The following is an 18,900-nucleotide window of genomic DNA, read 5'->3' as shown; positions in this document are numbered from 1 at the left end:
TCTCTGCTTTTTGAAACGAGCTTTCCTGCGTCTGCTACGAATAACTAATGCATCGCTTCGCGCTACATCAGTTATCCTAGGCAGTACTCAGAAACTCCCGGGATTCTCCACTCTCTTATAATGGCTTAGTATAATAAGCTCTCTCACTCAAAACATCCAACATTGCCTTAATGGTATCAACTGCTGTAAACAATGGTACTCCATGGGCAATTGATAGGCTTCTTATATCTACTCCGACTTTTTCGTCCAAGATGTTATTGATCACCATCTGAATGTCTTTTTGTAACATTGCTTGGCTTAGTTGTGTTTTTGAGATTGTTTCTACTTTTACACCGTTTTGTTTTAGGTAGTCGCCAGTTTCTCCTACTGAATATAACTTATACCCAAGTTCTACGAATTGTTTGGCAAATCCTAATACTTCTTCGTTATCTTGTGGATTATTGTCGATCACGATGTTCCCATAATTGGGAATATGTGTCTTGGTTGCTTCAAAGGCTTTATACAATGCCTTTTCTAGGGTGATATCTGTTCCCATAACTTCTCCGGTTGACTTCATCTCGGGTCCGAGTAATCCGTCGACTCCGGCTAGTTTGAAGAATGAAAAGACTGGAGCTTTAACGTGGATTGTATTACCAGTTGGAGCTAGTCCATCGCTATATCCTTGTTCTTTAAGGGTTTGTCCTAGAATTACTTTTGTGGCAACTTGTGCCATTTTGATATCGGTAACTTTAGATAGGAATGGAACTGTTCTGCTGGCTCTGGGATTGACCTCTATTATGTAGACTTTTTCTTCATGAATAACGAATTGAATATTCATCATCCCGATACAATTCAGGTCTTTGGCCAACATCTTAGTATATTCGACGATTTTGTCTTGAATAGCCTGTGAGAAGCTTTGGCATGGATATATTGCCATTGAATCCCCTGAATGGATTCCGGAACGTTCGATATGTTCCATAATCCCTGGTATCAAGACGGTCTCACCATCACAAATCGCATCAACTTCACATTCCTTACCTATTAAGTAATGATCTACTAAGACGGGATGGTCATTAGAAGCTTCAACGGCTGTGTGCATATAGTAATCCAAATCTTCTTCACGGTGAATGATTCTCATGGCTCTTCCACCAAGAACATAACTTGGGCGCACCAAAACAGGATATCCTACTTTTTTGGCTACTGCCAAGGCTTCTTCAACATTATTGGCAGTATCTCCAGTTGGATGGGCGATTTTCGCCTTATTGATGACTTTTTCGAACTCATCACGGTCTTCTGCTCGATTGATATCTTCAACACTTGTACCAAGGACATTCACGCCATGATCTGACAGTGGTTTGGCCAAGTTGATAGCGGTTTGACCACCAAATTGTAAAATAACGCCTTCTGGTTTTTCCAAGTCGATGACATTCAAAACGTCTTCTAAGGTCAATGGTTCAAAGTACAATTTGTCAGAGATAGAAAAATCAGTTGAGACGGTCTCTGGATTGCTGTTCATGATGATGGCTTCATAACCATTCTTTTGAATCGCTTTAACAGAATGAACTGTCGCATAGTCGAATTCGACACCTTGACCAATTCTGATCGGACCAGATCCAATAACTAGGATCGACTTTTTCGCACTTACGATACTTTCATTTTCAAACTCATATGTTCCATAGAAATAAGGTGTCTCGGATTCAAATTCTCCAGCACAGGTATCAACCATTTTATATACTGGTAGTAATTTTTCGTTAATTCTTAATTGTCTTATTTCATCCTCTGTTTGATTCCAGAATTTTGCAATTGTGGCATCAGAGAATCCATTCTTCTTGGCGTTCAATAAGACTTCTAAGTCAGACTTATGTTCTTTTAAGTCTGTTTCGATTTCTACAATATGTAGTAACTTATCCAGATAGAACAATGTTATGTGTGTCTTATCTGCTAGTTCTTCAATACTTACACCACGATGGATTGCTTCTGCTAAGTAGAATAGGCGATCATCTTTGGCGCGAATACATCCCTCTTTTATTTTTTCATCGGTCAATGAATGTAGCTCTGGTTTATCTAGATAATTTAGGCCGATCTCCAGTGAACGAACTGCCTTTAGCGTGGCTTCTTCAATATTCCTACCGATAGCCATAACTTCACCAGTTGCCTTCATCTGAGTACCCAGCAATCTATCGGCATTGGTGAACTTATCAAATGGCCAGCGTGGAATCTTGCAGACGACATAATCAAGTGCTGGTTCAAACTCGGCATAAGTAGTCCCGGTAACTGGGTTGATGATTTCATCCAAGGTCAAACCAACTGCAATTTTGGCCGCTACTTTAGCGATTGGATATCCAGTTGCTTTAGAAGCTAGCGCACTAGAACGACTGACTCTAGGATTAACTTCAATCACATAATATTGGAAGCTATTAGGGTCTAGTGCAAGTTGGACGTTACATCCCCCTTCGATCTTCAAGGCACGGATCAACTTCAATGCGACATCACGAAGCATCTGCACTTCTTTATCTGACAAGGTCTGAACTGGTGCATAAACAATGGAATCCCCAGTGTGTATCCCGACTGGATCAAAGTTCTCCATATTACAAACGACCATCGCATTATCAGCGGCGTCTCGCATAACTTCAAACTCGATTTCTTTAAATCCGGCGATACTTTGTTCAAGCAGGATCTGTGTTACAGGTGACAAACTAAGTCCATTGTCAGCAATCTCTCTTAGTTCTGTTTCGGACTTGGCAATACCTCCACCAGTTCCACCCATAGTAAATGCCGGTCTAACGATAACTGGGTAGCCAATTTCTTTGGCTGATTCAACAGCTTCTTCAACTGTATAATCGATAGAAGACTTTGGTACTGGTTCATTTAGGTCATTCATCAATTGACGGAACTTCTCACGGTCTTCTGCTTTGTCGATAGCATCTAGCTTAGTTCCTAATAATTCAATATTTAACTCATCCAAAATCCCTGACTTGGATAATTCCATTGCCATATTCAAGCCTTGTTGGCCACCAAGTGTTGGTAGGATTGCATCAGGATGTTCTTTACGCAGTATTTGTGAGACAAATTGGAAGGTGATCGGTTCGATATAGACTTTATCAGCGATTTCTTTATCCGTCATGATCGTGGCCGGATTGGAATTGACTAGGACAACTTCATAATCAAGTTCTTTCAAAGCCATGCAAGCTTGTGTACCTGAATAATCAAATTCAGCTGCTTGGCCAATAATTATTGGACCTGAGCCGATAACCATAATTTTTTTAATATCAGTTCTTTTCATTCTTAGCTTTCTCCTTGTCATTATCTTCCATCAGCTTGATAAAGCTATCAAAAATATAATCAGCATCGTGTGGACCAGGTGCTGCATCGGGATGGAATTGCACAGAAAAAGCCGAATAGATCTTGTGTCGTATTCCCTCGATGGTATGATCATTGATCTCTTCGTGAGTCACTTCAAGATTAGTTCCTTTGAGTGATTCACTATCAACAGCATATCCATGGTTTTGCGACGTAAAGTCTATCCGGCCAGAAGAAAGTTCACGGACAGGGTGATTGAATCCACGATGTCCAAATTTCATTTTGAAAGTATCTGCCCCATTGGCTAATGCAAATAATTGGTGACCCAAGCAAATTCCAAATAAAGGAACCTGTTTTTCTACTTCTCGGATCATTTCTAATGCATCAACATCTTTGGGGTCTCCAGGTCCATTAGTCAACATGACACCATCTGGGTTAAGATCCAAAATAGTTTTTGCATCAGTATTTGCAGGTACAACGGTTAAGTTACAATTTCTTTTATTCAACTCTCTAATTATCGAATTCTTCAATCCAAAATCGACCACAACAACTTTTTTGCCTGTTGCGGGTACGGTATATGCTTCATCAGTAGCACTTGTTTCAACTTGATTGTGTAAAAGAGTTGAGTTCTTTAAGTCTGACACTGTGTTTTTTGTTACTTCATCAACCATTACGGCCTTCATAGCACCCTTTGTTCGGATGTGTCTAGTAACAGCACGTGTATCAATACCACTGATGCCGGGGATTTTGTTTTCTTTTAAGTAATCATCTAATGACGCATTCATGCGCCAGTTGTTGGATCGTCGGGCTAATTCATGTACTACTACACCCAATACGCTAGGGGTGCTTGACTCAGAATCATCGGGATTGATTCCGTAATTTCCTATTAATGGATAAGTGAACATTAAAATCTCTCCATTATATGATTGGTCTGTAATTGATTCTTGATATCCTGACATACCAGTATTAAATACTAGTTCGCCGATTGTTGAAGCGCTTGCACCGAATGCTTGTCCAGGATAGATATTACCGTCTTCTAGAACTAAGTAACGTTTCATTTCGACACCCTTTCTATTTAGAATTAGCCTTTATTGATCACTTTGAATTGAAGTATTCAAGTCGTGATTGTTTAAGATTGTACAACGAATCATTAGAAATTAAAACAATTATTATAATCAAATTATAGAAATATAAGCACAAAAAGCCTCCAACCATATAGGTTAGAGGCTTTTATTATGCAAAAACTATTTTTTTAATTATTATCATTTATTAATTTTTATTATATTCTGGATCGTCTAGATCTTCTTCAATATTCATCCCATAAAGATCATTGACCGCCGCATCCTTTGGAGCTGGATGAACGACCAGAATCGTCGTAGCGCCTTTACTGCTAACGTATCCGACAAAGGTCGTTACTTCTTCAACAAAATAAGCTAAACCGTCAGAGTGAATAATATATTGGCCAGCAGTTGGCATGTTTTCTACAAATACCTTATTCATTCTGATGTAATCATCACCCTCATGGAGAACTATTAGTACTTTATACATATGTTCCCTCCTCACTACTTATATTCCCAACATATCCATTACATATGGTATTAAATCTTTATATTGTTTTTGACTGATAGTACTTCATGCTTCTGGAATATTTTTTAAATCTGCTTGGAAATCGTAATTTTTAAATTTTGAACTTTCAAATATATTTTCATGTTTCACTGGTGAATATATAACTGTTCCATCTTCTTTTTGATGAATGGTATACTTTTCACCAACACTGTCGGTGAGGTTCGATGGAGCTGTAAATATAAGGCTATTGCCGGATTTTCTAAGCATTACCTCTTTACTCATAAAAAAATCCCTCCCTTATGGTACTGCCATTATATATCATATGTAGAACAAAACAATGCATAATATACAGGGATTTAACATGAATGTTAAATGATATAATTATAATAAGAATTTGTCTAATCATTTATAGTTGAATTATGCTATTAGTGGTTAAATACAGATATATAATAATTTTCACCGATAATTCCATTGTAATAACTAAAAGGAGAACAACATGACAGAATTTTATTTCATCAGGCACGGACAGACTGACGCTAACGCTGAAGGCATTAAGCAGGGTAACATCGATACGGATATCACAAAACTAAATGACACCGGCAAAAACCAACTCAAAAAGTTACATTCAGTTTTTAATATCAGTTTTGCGGATGAATTGATCCACAGTCCTCTACAAAGAGCTATCGAATCTGCAAAGATCCTCAATGAAGGCTATAACTTGCCGATGTCTACTGATGAACGTCTCCTAGAAATATCTTATGGTCAATGGGATGGACAGAAGAATTCAGATTTGATTGCAAAATACCCTAGATAATTTGACAAGCACTTGAATGGTGTTCTCCCCAATTACGTGGAGGTCGCAACTAAGGGTGAAACTTTCCCTCAAATTGTAGCGCGTGTTAAGTCATTTATGTTGGAAAAGACTCTCAATACTCCTGACAAAAAATACATTGTTGTAACTCATGGCTTCGCCATTAAGGCTGCAGCACTAGGTGTGATTGAACCTCAAAGTCCCATGACACTCCCTAGTCCAGACAATGCTAGTGTTACTAAGATCGTAACGTTAGCTAGAACACAAAAGATGTATTTAGAATACTACAATCGAGAATTCAAGTTTTAGAGGTAAATTATGCAGAATAAACGAAATTTAATTGCAGACCGTATCGTGATAAAGGTCGGTACTAGCACTTTGATCCACCAAAATAGCAAGGTGCGATTGTCAGTGATCGACAAATTAGCACATGTCCTAAGTACTCTAAAAAAAGACGGTAAAGATGTCGTCTTGGTCTCATCCGGTGCTATCGGTGCTGGTATGGGCGTGTTACATTTGGGCAAGCGTCCAGTTAAGATATCTCAGCAACAAGCTGTCTCTTCGATTGGTCAAGCTGAATTGATTCAGATCTACAATGAAGCTCTCCACAAATACAATATGTGTGCTGCTCAAATGTTGATCACCAAGGACGTCATTGACTACCCTGAAAGTCACACTAATGTTATGAATAGTTTTCAAGAGCTTTTAGCGATGGACAACACTATCCCTATTGTTAATGAAAATGATGCCGTGACTGTTTCTGAGATGGATCATTTGACCAAGTTTGGTGACAACGACCAATTATCAGCCATCGTTACCAACTTGATCGACGCAGATCTGTTGATAATGTTGTCAGATATAGATGGCTTTTACAACGCCAATCCACTGAAGAATCCAAACGCCAGATTGATTTCACAAATTGACCACATCACACCCAATATCATCACTGCGGCCGGTGGTCACGGTACTAAGTTTGGGACTGGTGGAATGACTACTAAGTTGAAAGCTGCTGAACGTATTTTAAAGCATCATCAACAAATGGTCCTTGCCAACGGAAAAGACCCTGAAATCATCTTCAATATTTTGTCTGGGGATCCGATAGGAACCTTATTTACTACAATCAAATAGGAGTGAAATTTTATGACTGATTTAACTGAAATGGGAAAATATGCAAAAGCTGCCTCTTTTGACCTCGGTCAAATTGGTACAACTCAAAAAAATGACGCACTATTAAAAATGGCCGACGCTTTGATCAATAACAGTGCCAACATAATCGCTGAAAATAAAAAAGATATTATCAAGGCTACAGAAAATGGTACAGCTAAGGCTATGATCGATCGTCTGCTACTCGATGAGAACAGAATCATTGCTATGGCAAATGGTCTTAAACAAGTTGTAACACTTCCTGATCCTATTGGAAGAATCGATCGTGGTTGGACTACTGAAGCTGGATTAGATATCGTTCAAGAGCGTGTTCCATTGGGCGTGATTGGGATGATCTATGAAGCTCGTCCTAATGTCACAGTTGATGCGGCCGGATTATGTTTTAAATCAGGTAATGCGGTTATTTTACGTGGTGGAAAAGAAGCAATCAATTCAAATATCGTTCTTGCTAACACACTACGTGGTGCTTTAAGGAAAAGTGGTATAGATGAGAATTCTATTCAGCTAATTTCAGATACTAGTCACGAGGTAGCTAATGAAATGATGCAATTGACTGACTATATCGATGTTTTGATTCCTAGAGGATCTGGGAAGTTCATTAAGATGGTCGTTAATACTGCGAAAGTGCCAATTATCGAAACTGGTGCTGGAAATTGTCATATCTACGTTGATTCAGAGGCTGATCTAGATAAGGCTTTGGCAATCATTATCAACGCAAAAGTTCAACGTCCTTCTGTTTGTAATGCTGCTGAAAAAGTAGTTTTACATCAAGATATTGCTGAAAAATTCTTACCTAGACTTTATGAAGCACTTAAAAAGAATGGAGTTCAGGTTCGTGGAGATAAGGGAGCTGTTTCCATCATCCCTGATATTATTCCTGCCACAGAATTGGATTGGTATACTGAATATAATGACTATATCATCGCTATCAAGATAGTTAAGGATATCGATGAAGCTATTAAACATATCAATAAATACAATACAAAACACAGTGAATCAATTATCACAGAGGATTATTCTGCCAGTCGTAAGTTTATGAAACAAATTGACGCTGCTGTAGTGTACGCTAATGCTTCAACTAGGTTCACTGATGGTAATGAGTTTGGGTTTGGTGCTGAAATTGGTATAAGTACTCAAAAGCTCCATGCTAGGGGTCCTATGGGCGCTAATGAATTGACTACTACCAAGTATCTGGTTCAAGGTGACGGTCAGATTCGTAAGTGATATATATTATTCAAAATAATTATTGACAACCAGCATGCGCAGTTTTATTATTTATCTAACTTAATTTTAATAATTTTCTAATAAAAGGAGGAACTATCATGATTAACATTCTTATATTAATTATTGTCGTCATTATTATTAATATCAACTTGCGTTCATCTAGTTCCTTACATCAGGCGTCGTATTAGATTTATTCCTGATACAATTGGAAACTTTGAGCAGCCAAGTTGATATCTTTTCGACTTGGCTGTTTTTTTATTCTAAATTAAGATTATTTTAATAATTGCAATCTGGAGGCAATATAATATGAGAAAATTTGGAGTTATTGGTGTTGGACATGTAGGAGTAACTGTAGCATATACTTTGGTTACAAAAGGTATTGCCGACCAGCTAGTTTTGATCGATAAAAATGAAGATAAGGCCGTCGCTGAACAACTGGACTTAGAGGATTGCCAAGCGAGACTGGACACCACGACACAGATCACAATCCAAGATTACAGTGAATTGGCTGATGCTGATGTTTTGTTTGTTACTTCAGGGAATATCCACGCTTTGGATGATAATTCCGGCAACCGCTGGGCTGAGTTTGAATATACACGTGAAATTGTAAAGGATATTGCCCCTAAGATCAGTAATTCTGGATTCAACGGAATTCTTGTGGATACAATGAACCCTTGTGACGCTATTACCCAATACTTGCAAGAATCATCTGGGCTATCAAGAAATCAGTGTATTGCCACAGGGACATTTCTTGATACTGCAAGAATGCAACGAGTTGTGGCCGAACAATTTGATACTAACTCAAAAAACGTTAATGGATATGTATTAGGTGAACATGGTGAGTCCCAATTTGTAGCGTGGTCAACTGTTACTATCAACAATCACCCTATTGAACAATATGCTAGAGAACGTGGCATGGAACTCGACTTAGATAATCTTGAAGCGGAGATTCGACATGGCGGATGGGCTATTCATTCTGGTAAGGGATACACTAGCTTTGGTATTGCCACTTGTGCTGTGAAGCTTGCTCAATCTATGTTGTCTGATTCTCAACTGGAATGTCCCGTTTCTTCTTATAATGAAAAATACGATACTTATCTTGGTCAGCCGGCAGTTGTTGGTAGTGATGGGGTTGAATATACTAACGACTTGAAATTGACTGATGAGGAGGAGGATAAGTTGCAGGCTTCTGCTGATACTATTAAGGAGAAGTTTGCTACTTTGTAGGGTTAATTTGGTGAACTTGCTGAAATCATGAGGTACGTTAAAACACACTCTTTCCTTTTTTTGTTTCTTTATTAATTTTGTTTTTTGAGTTTTCTTCTTTGCTTTTTTCATTTGCTTAACTTGCTGAAACGCGCCAAATCACACTTCCCTTTTCTTTACTTCTCTATTAATTTTATTCTCTGCTTTTGAATTGTTTGATATCTCGCTTGGCTTTTCTTTTTACTTAACTTGCTGAAACGCGCCAAATCATATTCTTTTCTTTTTTGTTTCTCTATTAATTTTATTTCTTGGATTCCCTTCTTTGCTTTTTTCATTTCCTAAACTTGCTGAAACGCGCCAAATCACACAATTTCTTCCGCTTAACTTAAAAGAAGCTGGTATTTGCATTCGCAAATATCAGCTTCTTTTAGGTTAATGCTCGGAAATTCCCGTGTGATTTGGCGCTCTGTGTTTTAATATCCTTCTTTAAAATCTACAACGTTCTCAACGACTTCACCATTTTCAACGTATGACTTTAAATTACGTTTGAAAATTCCAAAGGCTCTTTCTCCATAATGTACGCTCATGCCGGCGTTATGTGGTGTAATGATAACGTTCTTCATTTCCCACAATGGGCTATCTGCATTCAATGGTTCTGGTGTGGTTACATCTAATGCTGATCCTGCAATTTTTCTTTCTTGCAATGCAGCTACTAGGTCATCCATATTAGTTGTCTTTCCACGTCCAATATTGATATAAAAGGCTTTTTTGGACATTGCTTCAAATAGTTCTTCATTGAACAATCCACTTGTCTCAGGTGTATCTGGTAAGGCGTTGATTACAAAATTGGCGTGTTTTAGTCCATCTTTCAAATCTGACATTGGAATCATTTCGTCAATATTTGCATCTGATTGGTCGGAACGGCGTACTCCGATTGTTCTCATTCCTAGTGCTTTGGCGTATTGTGCAATCAAACTTCCAATATGTCCAACACCTACGATCATGACGGTTTTACCGTAAACTTCATCGTAAGGCTCAACATCTTTCCACTCTCTATTGGCCTGTTGTAATACGGTAAGGTGCATGTTACGCATCAACATCAACATATAAGCAATTGTTTGTTCAGCAATATTGATAGCGTTGGCTCCTGATCCAGTTGTCAAAGTGATACCCTTTTCGGATAATTCGCGAAGTGGCAAAGTATCTACACCTGCACGGACTACTTGAACCCAGTTCAAACTTGGACTGTTCAAAATATCAGTTTTCAAAGAATTGGTCCAATCATACAAGACCTCAACATCCAACAAATCTTCTGCACTTACTTCTTTAGGTGAAATAACTGCAAGTTCGACACCAGGAATCTTTTCGATTCTTTCTTTCTGGTGATCTGTTAAATTAACCAAGCTTAGAACTTTCATATCCTATACCTCTTACTTAAAATTTAACTCCCATTATAATCATCTATCGCCAAACTATCCAGTTTTCTAATTAATCTCTTAAGAAAGATGGATTGTATGGTACACTAGTAAATGTCGTTTGCAAAAACTTTGATTTATTTTCTGAAATATGTTAGTGGATTGCTTCGCATTTTGAAGCACTTTTTTATTGTCCAAATCAGATTTTGCATTCCAAATTTTATTAAAAATATTATTAGGGGTATAAATAATGCACTATACGTTGTTAACACGCTGTATCGCAGAATTAATCGGAACTGCTATCATGGTAGCCTTAGGTAATGGTTCTGTCGCAAATGTTGAGTTAAAGGGGACCAAGGGCTTCCACGGTGGGTGGATCTTAATTGGATTTGGTTATGGTATCGGTGTTATGATTCCAGCCATGATGTTTGGTCCAATTTCAGGTGGCCAAATCAATCCAGCTATGACACTAGCACTAGCTATTAATAGTGAATTTCCATGGTCAGAGGTTCTACCTTATATAATTGCCCAAATGATTGGTGCAATTATTGGTCAAGGCTTAGTAGTTGCCGCATACAAACCTTATTACAATAAGACTGAGAACGTTGAATCAATTCTTGGAACTTTCTCTACTATTGATGCTGAAAACAGTCGTTTGAACGGATTTATTAATGAATTTATTGGTACTTTCATGCTTGTCTTCGGTGCAGTTGCACTTACGTCAGATCATGTTGATCCACGTGCTGACTTTATTGGTCTTGGATTCTTAGTTATGTGTTTGGTTATTTCATTCGGTGGTCCTACTGGTCCAGCTCTTAATCCAGCTCGTGACCTAGGTCCCAGAATCCTTCATGCAATATTACCATTCCCACACAAGGGTTCTTGTCAGTGGAAATACGCTTGGGTACCAGTTGTAGCACCTATCTGTGGTGCTATTGTCGCTGTCCAATTATACAGTGCCGTATTCTAGGAACCTATATAATTGAGATTTTTTATTAAACCTGCTAGACTATGTTTGTAATAAAAAACGACAGACCTGTACAGTCTGCCGTTACAACTCCACCAAAGTGGTGACAGTGTTTAGCTAAAAAATAAGCCTGGACCTACCAAGTCGTCAGGGCTTATTTTTTTAGCACTTTTTTTAATAACCTGTAAATCAATACTAACCGCATGATTTCAATCAACAGCTTCTCCACTGCAATAACGATTGACCTCAATACGACTAGCATTACAAGTAATGCTAAGAAAACATACATCGCTATTCCTTTCGTTCAAAATATCCACCATAATATTCTCTATCATAGCTTCCACCTCTCTTCCCAGAAGATAGCCACCACTCCGACAAGTTGCACTTATAAGTATGCCTCACTTTATCCTTCTAACAAAACAATAAGTACGTATATAATTATTTAAATTATAATTCAAAATTATATTGTTTAGACTGGATTTTAGGATACTAGATCTTTGTGTTTGCTTCGCAAACGCGTAACAACACACAATTTCTTCCGCTTAACGCTAAAAATGGCGGTCAACACTTTCGTGTTGATCGTCATTTTTTGTGTTAATGCTCGGAAATTTCCGTGTGTTGTTACGCTCTACTTGCTATAAGAAATTCCACGTTTTAATCTTTTCCAAAAACTCGAATCATCGGTCTGTAACATCAATCCTTGATATATTTTACCGATATAATATGCCATTAAGAAGATGGCAATAACTAAGATACCCATTGAGATAACAACTTCTACCATTGATGCTTCATCATTGATAATCCTCATTGGCATGAAATATGATGAGAAAAATGGCACGTAGGACAGTATCTTAACTGGCAAAGCGCCTAGATTATTCTGGAACGGGAACGTAATAAAGAACGCAACCATACTCAACATTGTCACTGGCTGAGCTGCCTTTGATGCATCTTCTGCTTTTGCGACTAGAGCACCACAGAGTGCTGCAAGAATAGTATAGATAACCACTCCCAGCAACAAATAGATTAGATTGATACTCAAAATATTATGAAGAATGGTTCCAATGAGATCCTTATTCTGCTCTATTGCTCCCTTGGTGAGGCTAGCGTGCTTGGCATAATTGAACATCCCAAATCCACCAACTAGATAGATCAATATCTGCGTCAGAATCACCAATAAAACTCCCAGCACTTTCCCAATGAAATACTTAACTGCAGTAGTACTGGAGAAAATCACTTCCATGATCTTAGTACCCTTTTCAGATGCAATTTCTTGGGCAGTTATTGAAGAATAAGTAATGAGGATCGTGTAGACCATGATGACGATGATCCAAAATGAAATCATCTTGGCCAAGTTATCTGTGCCTGTCTTCTTACGTATCACTTCTTTGAAGTTTGGCTGAGTTTGCAGTGTTTTGGCTTGTGTCGAAGTTAATTGTGCATTAGCGTAATTAACTTGTTGCTGAACGCCTGTAGAAAATGCCATTACTTTGGCCTTCAAACTACTAGAAATGGAACTTGAGCCATGATAAGTTGCTTTTACTTGATTATCTTGCGTCTTTAAAACTAAATATCCTGCTAATTTATCAGCTTTGATTCTTTTATTAGCCTTTGAGGTTGTTGTAATGCTTGTATCAATATCAGATTTATTCTGTTTAACAAATGCTGTTTTCAACTCACTCTGGCCAAATACAGCAATTTTGTCACTATTGCTGGAACTACTAGCGCTCAAATATCCAGCACCGATCGTAATAGCAAAAATAACAAATGGTCCTAATATTAACGAAACAAAACTCCAAGACTTAACTTGTCTCAAATATGTTTCAAAAGTTACGATCCACATTTTATTCATTATTATCACCGGCTTCCATACGGAATATCTCATTCAAAGTCGGTGGTTGTTGACTGAATTCTTCTATATATTGACCATGCGTTAGTAGATCAAATATTTCTTTACCGGCTTTTGGATCATCTAGATTCAACAAGTATCGATTGTGCGATTGTTGCACGACTGAATCAACGTGTGGCAACTGTGATAACTTGTCTGCAGTCCAATCTGTAGTGACAAATAATCTAGTCTTACCAAACTGGTCACGGACATCATCAAGTGTTCCATCCAGAACTATTCTTCCATTTTTGAGCATAACCAAGCTATCACATATCTCTTCGACATTCTCCATATCATGACTCGAGAAGATGATCGAAGCACCATTTTGCTTAGCTTCTAGGATAGCTTGTTTCAATAGATCTGAATTGACTGGGTCCAAGCCACTGAAAGGTTCGTCCAATATTATCAACTTAGGGTCATGGATCAATGTACAGATCAGTTGTACTTTTTGTTGGTTACCTTTAGACAAGGATTTTATCTTATCTTTTTTATTCCCTTTAACTGCAAACTTCTCCAACCAACTATCGATTATTGGTCGAATTTCCTTAGCTGGTTTATCTTTTAGGCGTGCCAAGTACACTATTTGTTGCTCAATTGTTAACTTGGGCATCAAACTTCTTTCTTCTGGTAAGTAACCAATTTGGTCAAAAATTGACTCAGTTATTGGTTTATTTTGCCAACTTATTTCCCCATCATAATGTAAGAAATTCAAAATACTATGAAATGTTGTAGATTTACCAGCACCATTTTGACCAATCAGCCCTAAAATATGGCCGTTTGGAACTGTGAAATTGATGTCATCAAGCGCCTTTAACGTACCAAAGCTCTTACTCACATGTTGTACATTAAGCATTCACGTATCCCCCTCTTATAAGTAATACTCTTAGTGTACTCTACGCCTGATTTTTTTAGAAGATATTTTATATTACGCTAATTGTATTAAACTCATTTAATGATATATTTTCTTTCGGATTATGACATATTTTAAAGTCTTATCGTGCAATAATAATAGCGGTTAATATCAAAAAATGAGGGTGAATATTTAACATGAGGTGTAAATTCAAAAGAATTGTTGCAGCTATTTTGTGTGCTGTAACTTTTTTCTGTCTGATAAAGGTAACTTCTACTCTGTCTGATGGCAACTTCCAATTACAATACGATGTTTCAGCAGCTTCGGCTAAGACGCCAACTGACCCACCTATTAAGATCATAGGTATTTGGTTAACTTCTGGTTATGACTTACAGCCCGATACTGACAATTACACTACTGTCAATAATCCTATAACTCTATACACCAATGCTGGTCGTTCTATCTTCTCCACTCTACTGAGTCTCACGGCCAGTCCTCATTATCAATGGTATTCATCTACTGATGGCTTGATATACTCCAAAGTCTCATCTTCAAATGGAGGTACTGACAAAAATCTCACGATCAATCCTAGTACAATCGGTACGAAGTATTATCAGCTGTGGACTGATTGGTATACTTTGGTTTCTTGGGGATTATTTGATACTACAGCATATACTAATGTCATCAACGTTCATACCTTATCTGATCCAATCAATGCCAAGTCAATGACGGTAAGCTCTGGTAGTAACTATCTATACAACAACTTAACTTCAAGTTTGTCTGGATTATTTACCTATCCCACTGCTGATACTACTTCTATGCACACAAATACTATACCAAATAACGCTACCGGTACGGTCAAATGGTATAGTAGTGATTCTAGTATAGCAAGTGTGGACGAGAATACCGGTGTCGTCTCATCAAATACTGATGGCAAAGACGGTACTGTAACGATCCGTGGTGTCTACACTAATCCTGATGGTACGACTTTATCTGATAGTACGAAGATAAAAGTTGGTGGTGGTCTCGATGATGAGACTACAAGTGTTGGTGATAAGGCGACTTTCACACTGCAAGGTAGTTATTCATCTGCCGGAAATGTTTCAACATCGATTGAGTGGCACAGGGTTTCAGCCGATGGGAAAAGTGACACTGTTGTTAGTAAAGGAAGTAGCTTATCCTACACCACTGCTGCGACTACTCTAAGTGATGACGGAACTTACTATTATGCCAAGGTCAAAGTTTCACAGTCTGATAGTACTGGGAAAATTTCTACCCAAACTGGTCAGACTAACAAGGCCAAGTTGAATGTCTTAACTAAAGGTGACCCAGATATCTCACAAAAAATCGAGCTTGCTGATACACAGACTGGTGCTGACAGTGATTCAGTCTTAAACAACGTTATGACTGGTGATCAACTAGTCTTAAGTGACACTCTGACTAACAAAAGTAGCACTGGTACTTTGGCTAATGGTAAGTTGGTCATCCCCATTAGAAAAGGCTCAACACTACAGACTGTTGCCCTTGATAACACTATTCTTATGCTGAAGGGAACCATGATCAATAACAGCGTCAATATCACTCAAGATTACAATTCTAACAAAGGATATGATGAGGTGATTTTATCTAGTCCCACCAACAGTGGTAGTGGCAGTGCCTTGAATTTTGATCTCAATCAAAAACACACTGTCGAAATATTTTATAAGATAGCAAAAGTTGATACCAAAGAGACGCTGACGACAGCGCCTACAATCTCTGGTACCAACTCTGATAGTGAAAATTACAGTTCAAATGGTCCATTTACTACAATTAATTTTGCGACCGGTGGTATATCGTTAGATCCAAGTGATATTTCATTTGGATCACACCTACAACAACCCGGTGCCAAGTTATTCGATAGAACAAAGGCAACTAATTCTCCAAATAATGTATTAACGGTTGATGATAGTAGAAGAGGGATTGACGGTAAAAGTCAGATTCAAATCTCCTCAACCCCACTTTACAAAAAAGACACAGATAACACGAATCAAGTCCTTGATTCAGACTTGAGATATTACGATCCAGATGGAACGTATTCAAGTCTGGCAGATGGATCTGTTGTCATTGAAAGCACTGCATCTGGTAGTCCTTTGAGTTCGATCACTTGGATACCAACGGCCGGATTAAGATTATATCTTCCTAATGAACCAACGTCTGGCTCATACACAGGTACAATAACTTGGAGTGCCATCACCTCTGTATGAATTATTAAGCTTGTTTTGTAGGGTAAATTGTAAATTCATTAACATTGACTTCTTCTGGTTGGTCAATGGCGAATTGAACTACTCTAGCAATTGAAATTGGAGCGATTCCAACTTGGTTATACAATGCATCCATACCTTTTCTTGCATCTTTATCAGTAATTGTGTTCAACAATTCTGTATTGATTGCGGCTGGATATAGTGTAGAAGTTCTGATATTTGTACCTTCTTGAGCACTTTCCATACGGATAACTTCCATCAAGTTTCTAACAGCAAACTTAGTAGCTCCATAAACTCCAGCACCGGGGTAACTATTGATTCCAGCAACTGATGAAGTTGTAATAATGTGGCCATGTTTTTGTTTAGTGAATTCTGGCATAACTGCGGCAACACCATTCAAAACACCTTTTATGTTGATGTCGATCATGTCATTCCATTCATCTGTGTGTAAGGCACTGATTGGTGAAGATGGCATGATACCGGCATTGTTAAAAATAACATCTAACTTACCATATTTATCATTGGCCAATTGAACTAGTGCTGAGACTTCTTTTGGATCACGAACATCTGTTACTTTATAAGCTGCAGTGCCACCGGCGGATTCAATATCTGCTACGATTTTTGCGAGTTTTTCCTCACGACGGGCACCTAATACAACCTTTGCACCGTTACTTGCTAATAACTTTGCGGTAGCTTCACCGATTCCTGATGATGCTCCTGTAATTACGACTACTTTATTTTCTACTGACATTTAATTTCTCCTTAAGATTTATAGTTTTAACCTAATTTTGCGTACTCTGCGTCGCTGACTTTTTCTAGCCATTCTGAAGTTCCTTTTGTAATAGCCACATGACTAAACCAGCTATCCTTTGTTGCACCATGCCAATGTTTAACGCCTTCATGGATTGCAACTACGTCACCTTGCTTCAATAGTTGAGCTGGTTTTCCAGCTTCTTGATACCAGCCTGTTCCACCAGTTACTAGAAGTATTTGGAAACCATCATGATGAATATGCCAATCATTACGACATCCCGGCTCAAAAGTTACATTTCCAACGGAAACATCGATATTGTCATCTGATGATACTAAATTCTGTAGATAACTTTGTCCGATAAAGTATTTTGCATAGGCTTCATTCTTATCTCCAACTGGAAATACGCCCTCGTCCTTTAATTCTTCAAATTTTGCCATTAAGTTTCTTCCTTTTTTGTTCTAATTGATTACAAAAACTATTGAACACCTTGAAGTGAACTTCAAGTCAAGAGAAGTTTTAAAAAAATAAAAACAAAGAGAACGATAAACACTTTTTATTGCGTTTATTGCTCCCTTTATGGTTACATTATTTCGTTTCCTGACGGGTTAATATTATCCCAGTCTTTCATTTCAGGATCCGGGTTATATTTTCCATTCCAATTTTTGAAAAGTTCTTTCATTGAACTAGGATTCTTTGTGGTAGGCACAAGCTCAATAGTTCCATTTTCTAACATTCTGGGTTCAAAGCTGGTTCCTTCTTCTACTTTTAAAAAGCTTGGTAAAGTAATCATCATCGAATTTCCTTGTTTATGTGCTTTTATTATCATTATTTGCCACCTCCTTATTATCCTCAAATTTGCTGAAACGCGTGACAAGCCACAATTTCTTCCGCTTAACACTCTTTATTTATTAATGCGGTTTAGCTCTTATCTTTATTATCCTCAAACTTGCTGAAACGCGTGACAAGCCACAATTTCTTCCGCTTAACAAAAATAATCCTGATATTCACATTCGTGAATACCAGGATTATTTACGTTAATGCTCGGAAATTCCCGTGGCTTGTCACGCTCTACTCTTGGTGATTGAGTCGTTTCAAATATCTAGCAAAGCTCTCGCTATCTTCGATATGTCCATTAACTTTTCCTTTATACCAATCCAACTTGTCATTTAAGATTGTCCAACTGTGTTGTAATTCTGCGAATTCTTTTTCAAAATTATCATGCACTTCTTGCAACAAGGCGACTCTCTTATCAATCGTAGAATCACCTTCGGCACGCCATTGTACATATTTCTTGAGTTGTTCGATCGTCATGCCGGTACTTTTTAAATGCAATAAGAACTTGATCCATCCTGCATCCTGATCTGTGTAATAACGTAGGCCATTATCTGTGCGATGTGGCTTGATCAGGCCTTCTTTTTCATAATATCTAAGTGTCGGACTGCTCAGTCCAGTTACTTGTGCAAAATCACCAATTCTATATTGTTTTTCAGAAATCTTCGTTTCCACTATACGCACTTCTTTCTTAAAGCTGGCTTTAAG

17 protein-coding genes and 1 pseudogene are annotated in these 18,900 nt (G+C 37.9%); 6 read left to right on the top strand and 12 right to left on the bottom strand.

Annotation, left to right across the window (positions count from 1 at the left end):
• Positions 1–115: 115 nt before the first annotated feature.
• From carB to BTM29_RS04695, 4 genes are all read right to left on the bottom strand, one after another.
• On the bottom strand, positions 116–3,283 hold the full coding sequence (gene carB, locus BTM29_RS04710) for a carbamoyl-phosphate synthase large subunit (RefSeq protein WP_428840463.1): 3,168 nt from the start codon (positions 3,281–3,283) through the stop codon (positions 116–118).
• Positions 3,249–4,337 (bottom strand): carbamoyl phosphate synthase small subunit, encoded by a 1,089-nt coding sequence (locus BTM29_RS04705; protein ID WP_076614400.1) that lies wholly within the window; start codon positions 4,335–4,337, stop codon positions 3,249–3,251. Before BTM29_RS04705 ends, carB begins: the two co-directional genes overlap by 35 nt.
• 211 nt (positions 4,338–4,548) lie before the next feature.
• Positions 4,549–4,827, bottom strand: a complete 279-nt coding sequence (locus tag BTM29_RS04700; protein ID WP_076614399.1) for a LysR family transcriptional regulator — start codon at positions 4,825–4,827, stop codon at positions 4,549–4,551.
• Positions 4,828–4,911: 84 nt separating this feature from the next.
• Positions 4,912–5,127 carry a hypothetical protein gene (locus BTM29_RS04695; protein ID WP_076614398.1) on the bottom strand — a complete coding sequence of 72 codons (216 nt, stop codon included), beginning with the start codon at positions 5,125–5,127 and terminating at the stop codon, positions 4,912–4,914.
• A gap of 214 nt (positions 5,128–5,341) precedes the next feature.
• Here BTM29_RS04695 and BTM29_RS04690 point away from each other — a divergent pair.
• The 4 genes and pseudogenes from BTM29_RS04690 to BTM29_RS04675 all read left to right on the top strand — a co-directional run bounded on the left by BTM29_RS04690 (position 5,342) and on the right by BTM29_RS04675 (position 9,271).
• Positions 5,342–5,965: pseudogene (locus BTM29_RS04690) on the top strand (histidine phosphatase family protein).
• Positions 5,966–5,974: 9 nt separating this feature from the next.
• Entirely contained in the window at positions 5,975–6,784 is an 810-nt protein-coding gene (gene proB, locus BTM29_RS04685; RefSeq protein ID WP_076614397.1) for a glutamate 5-kinase, read from the top strand.
• A gap of 12 nt (positions 6,785–6,796) precedes the next feature.
• On the top strand, positions 6,797–8,044 hold the full coding sequence (locus BTM29_RS04680; RefSeq protein ID WP_076614396.1) for a glutamate-5-semialdehyde dehydrogenase: 1,248 nt from the start codon (positions 6,797–6,799) through the stop codon (positions 8,042–8,044).
• Positions 8,045–8,350: 306 nt separating this feature from the next.
• Positions 8,351–9,271 carry an L-lactate dehydrogenase gene (locus tag BTM29_RS04675; RefSeq protein ID WP_076614395.1) on the top strand — a complete coding sequence of 307 codons (921 nt, stop codon included), beginning with the start codon at positions 8,351–8,353 and terminating at the stop codon, positions 9,269–9,271.
• Positions 9,272–9,426: 155 nt separating this feature from the next.
• Here the strand turns inward: BTM29_RS04675 and BTM29_RS12785 are convergent, their stop codons facing one another.
• Positions 9,427–9,585, bottom strand: coding sequence for a hypothetical protein (locus BTM29_RS12785; RefSeq protein ID WP_157886438.1), 159 nt, complete (start codon positions 9,583–9,585; stop codon positions 9,427–9,429).
• Positions 9,586–9,723: 138 nt separating this feature from the next.
• Entirely contained in the window at positions 9,724–10,668 is a 945-nt protein-coding gene (locus tag BTM29_RS04670) for a D-2-hydroxyacid dehydrogenase (RefSeq protein ID WP_076614394.1), read from the bottom strand.
• 247 nt (positions 10,669–10,915) lie between these two features.
• Here BTM29_RS04670 and BTM29_RS04665 point away from each other — a divergent pair, with 247 nt between their 5' ends.
• The gene (locus BTM29_RS04665; protein WP_076614393.1) at positions 10,916–11,635 is read left to right on the top strand and encodes an MIP/aquaporin family protein; all 720 of its coding nucleotides are present in this window, start codon (positions 10,916–10,918) and stop codon (positions 11,633–11,635) included.
• Positions 11,636–12,260: 625 nt separating this feature from the next.
• Here BTM29_RS04665 and BTM29_RS04660 read toward each other — a convergent pair.
• Positions 12,261–13,481 (bottom strand): ABC transporter permease, encoded by a 1,221-nt coding sequence (locus BTM29_RS04660; RefSeq protein WP_076614392.1) that lies wholly within the window; start codon positions 13,479–13,481, stop codon positions 12,261–12,263.
• Complete coding sequence (locus tag BTM29_RS04655; protein ID WP_076614391.1) at positions 13,474–14,370, bottom strand: ABC transporter ATP-binding protein; 897 nt, start codon at positions 14,368–14,370, stop codon at positions 13,474–13,476. Before BTM29_RS04655 ends, BTM29_RS04660 begins: the two co-directional genes overlap by 8 nt.
• Before the next feature lie 194 nt (positions 14,371–14,564).
• Between BTM29_RS04655 and BTM29_RS04650 the strand changes: the two genes are divergently transcribed.
• Positions 14,565–16,610 (top strand): Ig-like domain-containing protein, encoded by a 2,046-nt coding sequence (locus BTM29_RS04650; RefSeq protein WP_076614390.1) that lies wholly within the window; start codon positions 14,565–14,567, stop codon positions 16,608–16,610.
• A gap of 4 nt (positions 16,611–16,614) precedes the next feature.
• Here the strand turns inward: BTM29_RS04650 and BTM29_RS04645 are convergent, their stop codons facing one another.
• From BTM29_RS04645 to BTM29_RS04630, 4 genes are all read right to left on the bottom strand, one after another.
• Positions 16,615–17,358, bottom strand: a complete 744-nt coding sequence (locus BTM29_RS04645) for an SDR family oxidoreductase (RefSeq protein WP_076614389.1) — start codon at positions 17,356–17,358, stop codon at positions 16,615–16,617.
• A 26-nt stretch (positions 17,359–17,384) separates the two neighbouring features.
• Positions 17,385–17,798: a cupin domain-containing protein gene (locus tag BTM29_RS04640; RefSeq protein WP_076614388.1), complete on the bottom strand. Its 414-nt coding sequence runs from the start codon at positions 17,796–17,798 to the stop codon at positions 17,385–17,387.
• A gap of 143 nt (positions 17,799–17,941) precedes the next feature.
• The gene (gene mazE / locus BTM29_RS04635; RefSeq protein ID WP_083685918.1) at positions 17,942–18,187 is read right to left on the bottom strand and encodes a type II toxin-antitoxin system PemI/MazE family antitoxin; all 246 of its coding nucleotides are present in this window, start codon (positions 18,185–18,187) and stop codon (positions 17,942–17,944) included.
• Positions 18,188–18,429: 242 nt separating this feature from the next.
• Positions 18,430–18,867 carry a MerR family transcriptional regulator gene (locus tag BTM29_RS04630; protein WP_120270358.1) on the bottom strand — a complete coding sequence of 146 codons (438 nt, stop codon included), beginning with the start codon at positions 18,865–18,867 and terminating at the stop codon, positions 18,430–18,432.
• Positions 18,868–18,900: the final 33 nt, after the last annotated feature.

The sequence above is a fragment of the Companilactobacillus allii genome (genome assembly GCF_001971585.1).
GTDB lineage: Bacteria > Bacillota > Bacilli > Lactobacillales > Lactobacillaceae > Companilactobacillus > Companilactobacillus allii.
The sequence above is the reverse complement of the archived record's forward strand: the minus strand, read 5'-3'. Positions and strand labels throughout refer to the sequence as shown.